A 9,024-nucleotide genomic window follows, 5' to 3' on the forward strand; every position below is an offset into this window, starting at 1 on the left:
TGTGCCGAAGATAGTTAGCTGGAAACGGCTTGTGAAAATAGGTAGTCGCCGACTTAACTGAAAGCTCTGAGATGAAAATCTCAGGGCTTTTTTGTTGCATTTCGGGGCAGAAAATAGTATCATAAAAGGCAGAACTTTATACTTTCTACAGATTTTCCTGTTACACTGGATGCATAAAAGGAAAGGAGAGTCTATATGGACAAATTAACGAAAAAAGGGCTGGACGGTACCCAGCTCAAGACCATCGCACTGGTGCTGATGGTGCTGGACCACATTCATTATTTCTTCGAATTCACCGGCTGCATCCCGACGGTGTTCAGTATGCTGGGGCGGCTCAGTGCGCCGCTGTTTCTGTTCTGCACGGTGGAGGGCTTTGCCCACACCCATGACCGCAAGCGGTATTTTATCCGCATCTGGGCTATTGGCACGGCCATGGCGGCGCTGGAATTCTTTATGATCTACGCCAAAGCATTCCGGCGCGGGGATGGCTTCTACCCGCTGAACGCCATTTTTCAGGATCTGATGCTGCTGTGCATCGTCTGGCAGGGCATCGACTGGCTGCGGGAGAAAAAATTCGCAAAGGGCATTGCTGCCATTGCTGCCGTCTTGTGCTGGCCGTATGTGGTGATCGTGTTTCTGCTGCTCTTCCCGCAGGTGCAGGAGATGCCCATTGCTTCAACGATCGTGGCCTTTGTTATCACCAGCCCGCTGCCCATGTGGACAGCCATCACGGACGGCAGTTGGAGCTTTTTGCTGGGCGGCGTGCTGCTGTATGCCCTGCGGGGGCGGCGCAAAGTGCAGCTGACGGTATGGGCACTGGTGATTTTCCTGTGTGACTTTGCGCTGACCTTTGGGATGGCTTGCCGACAGGAGGGTTTTGTCTGGACGCAGATGTTCACCGACAACTACGAGTGGTTCGGGGTGGCGGCGGTGCTGCTGATGCTGCTGTACAACGGGCAGCGGGGCAAGGGCCACAAGCAGTTGTTCTACTGGTTCTACCCCGCCCATGTGTATCTGCTGTATGGGGCTTCCTGCCTGCTTTATAACGTGTTGAGGTGATCTTGTGGCAAACATTCTGGCAGTGGATGACAATCTGGAGCTCTGCAAGCTGATCCGCACCACTTTGGAGCGGGACGGCCACCGGGTAGAAACGCGGCAGGCGGGCAGAGATCTGACCGAGGCGCTCTGCCGCTGGGCAGACTGCATCCTGCTGGACGTGATGATGCCCGGGGAGGACGGCTTTGCGGTCTGTCGGCGCATCCGCAGCCTGACTGAAGCACCCATCCTGTTTCTGAGTGCCCGCACTGATGAGGCCGCTGTGCTGGAGGGACTGGGCATCGGAGCAGACGACTTTTTGTCCAAGCCCTTCCGGGTGGCAGAGCTGCGGGCGCGGGTGGCGGCACATCTGCGGCGGCAGAGCCGCACCCCGGCGCACCGGATGGTGCGCAGCGGCGTGGCCTTTGACCTGACCGCCCGGAGCGCGGCGGTGGAGGGGAAGGTGCTGCCGCTGACCCGCTCGGAGTATGCCATCTGCGAGTATCTGGCGTTGCACGCAGGGCAGACCTTTACCAAGGAGCAAATTTACGAAGCGGTTTTTGGCATTGACGGCACAGCGGATGACACCGCCGTGACCCAGCACATCAAAAATATCCGGGCAAAGCTGCGGGCGGCGGGCGTGCCGGAGCCGGAAAAGCTGCTCAATACCGTATGGGGTGTGGGGTACCGATGGAAAAGCGAAGACTGACTTCTCTGCGCAGCGTGCTGCTGCAATATCTGGTGCGCACGGCGCTGGCCTGCCTGCTGGTCGCGGTGGGGTGGCTGCTGGTGCTGATGCTCTGGATCCAGAACGGCGGGCTGTTTCTTCCCGCGAATCAAGCCGCGCAGGCCTGCCAGAAGGCTGCACAGGACGTTTTACCGGGCATGACCGCCGCCACCTTTGACGAGACGCAGCTGGACTCCTTGTGCCGGTACGCCCTGTTTGCCGCGCCGGACAGCAGCAAGGTGCTGGCCACCAACATGGATGCCGGGCACTTGCAGCGGGCAATGGAGTACCGGCAGGGGAAAACCCGCTGGCATTTTGGCTACACGCAGTATTATATGACGTCAAAATTGCAGGACGGAACGGTCTGCTTGCTGCAATTTGACTATGCCGTGCCCTACGCCGACCCTGCGCTGCGGGGCGTGCTGCCGGATATGCAGACCGTGCACTGCATTCTGGGCATTCTGCTGTTGGTAGGCGCGGTGGTGTGGAGCACCCACAGAACCGGGCGCTTCCTGACCCGGGAGACCGAAAAGCTGACCGCCGCCGCGCAGGCGGTGGCGCGGAAGGATCTGGACAGCGCGGTATTTTCCGGCGCGAAGGTGCGGGAGTACGAGAGCACTTTACAGGCGCTGCAGACCATGGGCGACGCCCTGACCGGCAGCCTGCAGAAGCAGTGGGCCATGGAGCAGCGGCAGCGGGAACAGATCATTCAGTTGTCCCACAAGCTGAAAACGCCGCTGACCATCATCGAGGGCAACGCGGAGCTGCTGGCAGAGGATGACGGCCTGACCGCAGAGCAGAAAGCGCAGGTGGAGTCTATTTTGCAGGGCGCAGAGCAGACCCGCACCTATCTTGGTAAGATCCGCGCCGAGGTGCAGACCCCGCTGCGCTATAAACGGAATGTAGAATGATGAAAAAAATAGACTAATTGGAGCATAGTCCGCTGCATTTTGTTTCCGAAAACCATGAAAAGAGCTTCCAAAACGTCCGCAGACGTTCTGGAAGCTCCATAAAAATGCTTATTCTAGGTTAAAGGGCTGCTGCACGTTTTGTGCAGCAGCCCTTTGGCCGTTTTACAGTTTGGCCAGTTGTTTATCCAGCCATGCGGCGATGTCCGAAAAAACCTCCAGCTTGTTGGTCTCCACCAGAAGCTCGTGGCGGGCACCGGGGTAGAAGATGCTTTCAATGTTCTGCACACCGGCGTCTTTCAGGCTCTGGATGGCGCGGCGCACGCCCTTGCCCTGCTCGCCCACCGGGTCGGCATCGCCGGAGAGGAAGAGCAGCGGCAGCTCCTTGGGCATCCGTGCCAGAAAAGCCGGGTCGTGCAGGCGCAGAATGCCGCTGAACATACTGTAATAGGCGTTCAGCGTAAAGGTGAAGGTGCAGCGCTCCTCGGCCAGATACTTGTCCACCTCGGCTTGGTCGCGGTTGAGCCAGTCGTGGGTGGTGCGGCCCTCCAGCCCCTTGTTGTAGCCCATAAAGGAAAGGTTGGCCACAAGGCTGCTGCGGTAGTGCCAGCCATGGAAGGCTGCCAGCACCCGGCAAAGGGTCTTGGCAACCTTGACCAGCGCCTTGGGCTGGAAACCGGTGCCCATGATGATGGCACCGTCCAGCTCCCTGCCATACTCGCACAGATACTGCCGGGCGTAGAAAGAGCCCATGCTGTGTCCCAGCAAAAAGTAGGGCAGGTTCGGGTACAGCTCCTTGGTCAGCACAGTTACGGCGTGCAGGTCGGCCAGTACGGCGCGGTTGCCGTCCGGCTCGGCAAAATAGCCGTAGTCCTCCTTGGTGCGGATGGAGGCACCGTGCCCCAGATGGTCGTGTCCGGTGACCAGAATGCCCCGGTCGGCCAGATATTCCGCCAAGGGGCGGTAGCGGTCGATGTACTCCACCATGCCGTGGGACAGCTGCAGCACTGCCCGCACCTGACCCTCCGGGACGCAGCGAAAGCCGTGCAGGGTGCGCCCCGGCACGGTGGAGGGAAGGGTAAAGTCGATGAACCGGCTCATGGAAAGGGCCTCCCTTCTGAGTTACAGTACGCTGAGCTTGCGGCGGCAGGCGGTGCAGATGCAGTAGCCGCCGAACTGGATGGCCTGCTCGTCCACCTCGCCGCAGAAATCGCAGCTGCCGGCGGGGCGGTGCTTTTTCAGGACGATGGCGTCCCCATCCACAAAGATCTCCAATTTGGTGTCGGTGTCGAGGTGCATACTAGTGCGCAGCTCCTTCGGCAGAACGATCCGTCCCAGCGAATCAATGCCGCGAACGATGCCAGTGCTTTTCATAATGTGTCATTCTCCTTCACTATTCCTATTTAGCAACCACTGACACAATAGGAAAATTGTGCCAGCGCCGATAAGCTTAGTATACAAAAAATAGCAGCTTTCGTCAATGATTGCGTGCTGATTCGACAAAAAACAACCTTTTGCACATAAAGGTGGGGGAGAACCCTTTTCTGTGAAAAGAGGGTCAGGAAAGTCCGCGGACTTTCCTGACCCTCAAAATTACAAATAATTCTTCCTTATCGTCTCAGCTCAGCTCCACAGGGGCTTCGGGCTGGTTCTCCACGCGGGCGCTGGTGCGACCCTCGGGACGAATCTCGCCGGCAGCGGTCAGCGAGAGCTTGGTCAGGGTGGGGCCTACCAGCTCGTACACCAGCACTGAGAACAGCACCACGTTGCGTACCATGTGGCCGTCCGACAGCTCGGCGGCAGTGGCAGCCATGCCCAGCGCTACGCCGGCCTGCGGCAGCAGGGTGATGCCCAGATATTTCTGGATGGCGGGGCTGCAGCTGGTGGCGCGGCAGCTCAGGAAGGAGCCGCTGATCTTACCGGCAGAGCGTGCCGCAATGTACACCACGCCGATGAGCAGCACCATGGGGTTGGTAAGGATGGTCAGATCCAGCTCTGCGCCGGACAGCACGAAGAACAGGATGTTGATGGGGGACACCCAGCGGTCCAGACGGTCCATCAGCTCATCCGAGGTGGGGCAGACGTTGCAGAACACTGTGCCGGTCATCATGCACACCAGCAGCAGCGAGAAGCCGCAGCGGGTGCCATTGATCTCGAACTCAGTCATGGACAGGCCCACGGTCAGCAGCACAAAGGCCACCGACAGGCTCATGCGCTTTGAGCGGGAGTGGAAGTAGACTTCCAGCAGGTTCAGCAGGTAACCGGCGGCAGCGCCCAGCGCCAGCGAGAGCGCGATCTCCAGCAGCGGCTCCAGCACCACGCTCACAGGGTCGATGCGACCCTGTTCCAGCGCGTTTGCCACGCCGTAGGAGGCCGAGAACAGCACCAGACCCACAGCGTCGTCAATGGCGACCACCATCAGCAGAAGCTTGGTCAAAGGGCCGTCCGCCTTATACTGTTTGACCACCATCAGGGTAGCAGCGGGTGCGGTAGCGGCGGCGATAGAGCCCAGCGTGATGGCAGAAGCCAGCGAGATGACATCCGGGCGGGCAAAGTGCAGGGCAACGAGGGCGATATCCACCAGCGCGGTGGTGATCACCGCCTGCGCAATGCCCACGGTCACGGCGCGGCGACCCATGTGCTTCAGGGCGCTGAGACGGAATTCGTTGCCGATGACGAAGGCGATGAAGCCCAGCGCCACCTGTGTGAGGATGCCGTAGCCCTCTACGGCGGCAAGGCTGCCAAAGCCAAAGCCGAAACGGCTCAGCCCCAGCCGCCCCAGAAAGAAGGGCCCCAGCAGCAGACCAGTAAGCAGGTAAGCGGTAACGGCGGGCAGACGCACGGCCTTGGCAGCGCGTGACATGAGCAGGCCGGCGATCAGGGCAAGGGACAGACAGATCAACATTTGTTCCATAATGTGGTTTGTATTGGGTGCGCAGCCAAAGGCCGCAGCACTCGGTTCCTCCTTGTCAAAAAAGTATCGAACTCCTGTGTGAAATCCAGTGCGGGGTCAAAATGGGAAAACGTATCCAGTATACCGGAACAACGGTGGAAAAGCAACCATCCTGCGCGTTTCATACATCTTTTGGGACGAAAAGATATGTTTGCCCCCTGAGCTTCGCTTTGCTCAGCAGATTCCCCAAGGGGATGCTAACCCTCTCGGGCGCTACCGCGCCAGCTCCCCCCTCGGGGGAGCTGGCACGCCGTCAGGCGTGACTGAGAGGGTTCAGCCTTCCCCTTGGGGAAGGTGGCTGCGACCAACGGGAGCAGACGGAAGGGGCTCCCTCAAACAAAAATCCCCCGTCATCTAAGATGACAGGGGGAAAACGATGCCCTTAGTTGAACTTAAAGATCTTGCGCAGCTGGCGGTAGGTGGCTACGACCACCTTGTCGCCGCCGGGGAAGTGCAGGTCGGTCAGACCGCCAAGGTTCACGCGCACGGCGCGGTAGACGCCGGGGGTAACGTGATCCTTGAGGTACTGCCACAGCTCGGCCTTTTTGGCGTGCGCCTCGGCGCTGCCGTCCAGCAGCAGGAAGATGTCGCTGACTGCCATCATGACCGACAGGTAGTGCACCATGTAGGCGCGCAGACGCTTCTGACCCTTGAGCGCGTCCAGATCCTGACAGTCGATCATGTGTCTGGTGACCCGCAGCTGCTGATCCACGCGGCCGATCATCACGCTCTCGTTCACGCTCTGGTCTGCGCGGCCGATGAAGTAGCGGTACAGATCCAGATCCATATAGTACATGCTCTTGACGTAGGGCAGGGGCTGGTACACAAAGATATTGTCCACATAGAAGGTGTGCTTGGGCAGCACCATGCCGCACTGGCGCAGCACCTCGGTGCGGTACATGACCGAGTGCATCAGCAGGTTCTGATCCGGGCGGAAGTGCCGGACGTGCACCCAGTCGAACAGGCGGTTCTGCGGGAACACGTTGGTATAGCGCACGGTATGGCTGGTGCCGTCCTCCACATGCTCGTACACATAGTTGCAGATCATCAGATCCGGCGCGGTGCCGCGGGCAACCAGTGTGGTCAGACGCTCCAGCACCTTCTTCAGGGCGTCGGTGTCCAGCCAGTCGTCGCTGTCTACTACCTTGTAGTACAGGCCGGTGGCGTTGCGGATGCCCTGATTCACGCCCTCGCCATGGCCGCCGTTCTCCTGATGGATGGCCTTGACGATGGTGGGGTACTTTGCGGCGTACTCGTCGCAGATGGCGGGGGTGTCATCCTTGACGGAACCATCGTCCACCAGAATGATCTCGGCCTGTTCACCTGCGCTCAGCAGCGTTTCGATGCAGTGACGCATATAGGCTGCCGAATTGTAGCAGGGCACGGCAAAGGTGATAAGTTTCTGCTGCATATTATAAATGCTCCTTTTTACATTGCATGATCCATGCCGGGCAGTCTGCGGGGGTGGCATGGAGATATGTGTTCTCATTATAGCATTTTCGCGCCTGAAAAGCTATCCTTCCCGGGCAGAAAGGGCGAATAACGCACATTTTTGCGCAAAGTGACGCTTTTTTCTGCCAAAAGTGTCGGTTTTGTGGTATACTGATAAGGTTTTGAGCGATCGGCGCGTCAGCGCACCTACTTATATAACGGAGGAGACCATGGAAAACCCGCACAGTATCCTGAAAAAAGTTTTCGGCTACGACAGCTTCCGCCCCGGGCAGGAGGATATCGTCAGCCGCCTGTTGGCCGGGCAGGATGTGCTGGCGGTCATGCCCACCGGCGCGGGCAAATCCATCTGCTATCAGGTACCGGCGCTGCTGCTGCCGGGCATTACCATCGTGGTGTCCCCGCTGGTCAGCCTGATGAAGGATCAGGTGGGAGCGCTGGTGCAGGCGGGCGTGGCAGCGGCTTTTCTGAACAACAGCCTGACCGACAATCAGAAGGCGCTGATGCTGCACCGCGCCCGGGAGGGCTGGTATAAGATCATCTATGTGGCGCCGGAGCGGCTGGAGATGCCGGGCTTCCATCGGTTTGCGCAGGAGCGGCAGATCAGCATGGTCACGGTGGACGAGGCACACTGCATCAGCCAGTGGGGACAGGACTTCCGCCCCAGCTATCTGCGCATCAAGGAATTTGTGGACAGCCTGCCCAGCCGCCCGGTCATAGGTGCGTTCACCGCCACCGCCACCGCCCATGTGCGGGAGGATATCCGCACCCATCTGGCGCTGCAAGCGCCCTACGAGGTGACCACCAGCTTCGACCGCCCCAACCTGTACTTCGAGACCCGGCGGGCGCTGCCCAGCCAGAAGCCCAAGGAGCTGCTGGAACTGGTGCTCAAGGAGGGCAATCATGCGGGCATCGTGTATTGCAGCACCACCCGGCAGGTGGACGAGACGGTGCAGCTGCTGCAGAGCCGCAGCATCCGGGCGGCGGCTTACCACGCAAAGCTGGATGCGGACACCCGGCGGCAGAATCAGGACGACTTCCTCTACGACCGGGTACAGGTGATGGTTGCTACCAATGCTTTCGGCATGGGCATCGACAAGCCCAACGTGCGGTTCGTCATTCATTATAATATGCCCAAGGATCTGGAAAGCTATTATCAGGAGGCCGGGCGCGCCGGGCGCGACGGTCAGCCCGCCCGGTGCACCCTGCTGTATTCCGGCACGGATGTGCGCACCATCCGCTTTTTCATCGACAAGGAGCGAGAGGCCGACAACGGTCTGCCCGCGGATGTAAAGGCCGAAGCCGCCCGCAAGGCAGAGGAGCGGCTCAAGTACATGACCTTCTACTCCACCACCCAGCACTGTCTGCGCGGCTTTCTGCTGCAATACTTCGGAGAAGCAGCGCCCAAAAAGTGCGGCAACTGCTCCTGCTGCCTTGCCGCCGAGCAGGAAGCGCAGCTGCAGGTGGAATACGCCCGCCGCCGTGCCGCCCAAAGCGCCGACCGGCTGGAAAAGCCACGCCGCGCAAAGCCCGCCGCGGGCAGCCTGAGCGAAGCGGACGAAAAGCTGCTCAACGCCCTGTACGCGGTGCGCAAGCGCTTGGCAGGCAAGCAGAACCTGCCCGCCTTTATGGTGTTCAATGATGCCACCCTGCGGGAGATGGCAGAGAAAAAGCCCATGAGCATCGACGAGTTGCTGAACATCAGCGGCGTGGGCGAAAAGAAAGCCGCCCGCTACGGCAATGCCTTCCTGCGCGTTATCGAGGACGCTGTGGGCAGCCGGGAGTGAGAAAAGAAAGAAGCCGCTGCACAGACTGTGCAACGGCTTCTTTTAGTGCGGGATGATTTCAAATGGCCTCCGCGTTGCTTTGGCCATATTCAGCGGAAGAATTATTTTTAATAGAGCGTTTGTGGGGGGGGGGGGGGGGGGGGGGGGGGGGGGGGGGGGGGGGGG

8 protein-coding genes are annotated in these 9,024 nt (G+C 59.8%); 4 read left to right on the forward strand and 4 right to left on the reverse strand.

All coding sequences use genetic code 11. The annotated features are described in order from the left end of the window. The first annotated feature begins 195 nt into the window (after positions 1-195). The 3 genes from WMO44_RS13890 to WMO44_RS13900 are packed head-to-tail and all read left to right on the forward strand — an operon-like array spanning position 196 to position 2,673. A complete protein-coding gene (locus WMO44_RS13890) occupies positions 196-1,059 on the forward strand; it encodes a TraX family protein (protein ID WP_349152929.1) in 864 nt (287 codons plus the stop codon). Between the two features lie 4 nt (positions 1,060-1,063). Further along, positions 1,064-1,744, forward strand: a complete 681-nt coding sequence (locus tag WMO44_RS13895; RefSeq protein ID WP_118659048.1) for a response regulator transcription factor — start codon at positions 1,064-1,066, stop codon at positions 1,742-1,744. Then, entirely contained in the window at positions 1,726-2,673 is a 948-nt protein-coding gene (locus tag WMO44_RS13900) for a histidine kinase dimerization/phospho-acceptor domain-containing protein (RefSeq protein ID WP_349152930.1), read from the forward strand. The genes WMO44_RS13895 and WMO44_RS13900 overlap by 19 nt, the downstream gene beginning before the upstream one ends. Before the next feature lie 162 nt (positions 2,674-2,835). Here WMO44_RS13900 and WMO44_RS13905 read toward each other — a convergent pair whose 3' ends face one another. From WMO44_RS13905 to WMO44_RS13920, 4 genes are all read right to left on the reverse strand, one after another. Then, entirely contained in the window at positions 2,836-3,771 is a 936-nt protein-coding gene (locus WMO44_RS13905) for an alpha/beta fold hydrolase (RefSeq protein WP_349152931.1), read from the reverse strand. 21 nt (positions 3,772-3,792) lie between these two features. After that, complete coding sequence (locus WMO44_RS13910) at positions 3,793-4,044, reverse strand: AbrB/MazE/SpoVT family DNA-binding domain-containing protein (RefSeq protein ID WP_249240804.1); 252 nt, start codon at positions 4,042-4,044, stop codon at positions 3,793-3,795. 244 nt (positions 4,045-4,288) lie between these two features. Next, positions 4,289-5,575, reverse strand: a complete 1,287-nt coding sequence (locus WMO44_RS13915; RefSeq protein ID WP_349152932.1) for a cation:proton antiporter — start codon at positions 5,573-5,575, stop codon at positions 4,289-4,291. A 430-nt stretch (positions 5,576-6,005) separates the two neighbouring features. Further along, on the reverse strand, positions 6,006-7,034 hold the full coding sequence (locus tag WMO44_RS13920; protein WP_349152933.1) for a glycosyltransferase family 2 protein: 1,029 nt from the start codon (positions 7,032-7,034) through the stop codon (positions 6,006-6,008). Between the two features lie 250 nt (positions 7,035-7,284). Here WMO44_RS13920 and WMO44_RS13925 point away from each other — a divergent pair, with 250 nt between their 5' ends. After that, complete coding sequence (locus WMO44_RS13925; protein ID WP_349152934.1) at positions 7,285-8,859, forward strand: RecQ family ATP-dependent DNA helicase; 1,575 nt, start codon at positions 7,285-7,287, stop codon at positions 8,857-8,859. Positions 8,860-9,024 lie beyond the last annotated feature (165 nt).

It is taken from the genome of Faecalibacterium tardum, from assembly GCF_040096515.1.
GTDB lineage: Bacteria > Bacillota > Clostridia > Oscillospirales > Ruminococcaceae > Faecalibacterium > Faecalibacterium tardum.

Coding starts and splice junctions, on each gene's coding strand:
- WMO44_RS13890 (WP_349152929.1), top strand. CDS start 196: ATGGACAAATTAACGAAAAAAGGGCTGGACGGTACCCAGCTCAAGACC.
- WMO44_RS13900 (WP_349152930.1), top strand. CDS start 1,726: ATGGAAAAGCGAAGACTGACTTCTCTGCGCAGCGTGCTGCTGCAATAT.
- WMO44_RS13905 (WP_349152931.1), bottom strand. CDS start 3,771: ATGAGCCGGTTCATCGACTTTACCCTTCCCTCCACCGTGCCGGGGCGC.
- WMO44_RS13910 (WP_249240804.1), bottom strand. CDS start 4,044: ATGAAAAGCACTGGCATCGTTCGCGGCATTGATTCGCTGGGACGGATC.
- WMO44_RS13915 (WP_349152932.1), bottom strand. CDS start 5,575: ATGTTGATCTGTCTGTCCCTTGCCCTGATCGCCGGCCTGCTCATGTCA.
- WMO44_RS13920 (WP_349152933.1), bottom strand. CDS start 7,034: ATGCAGCAGAAACTTATCACCTTTGCCGTGCCCTGCTACAATTCGGCA.
- WMO44_RS13925 (WP_349152934.1), top strand. CDS start 7,285: ATGGAAAACCCGCACAGTATCCTGAAAAAAGTTTTCGGCTACGACAGC.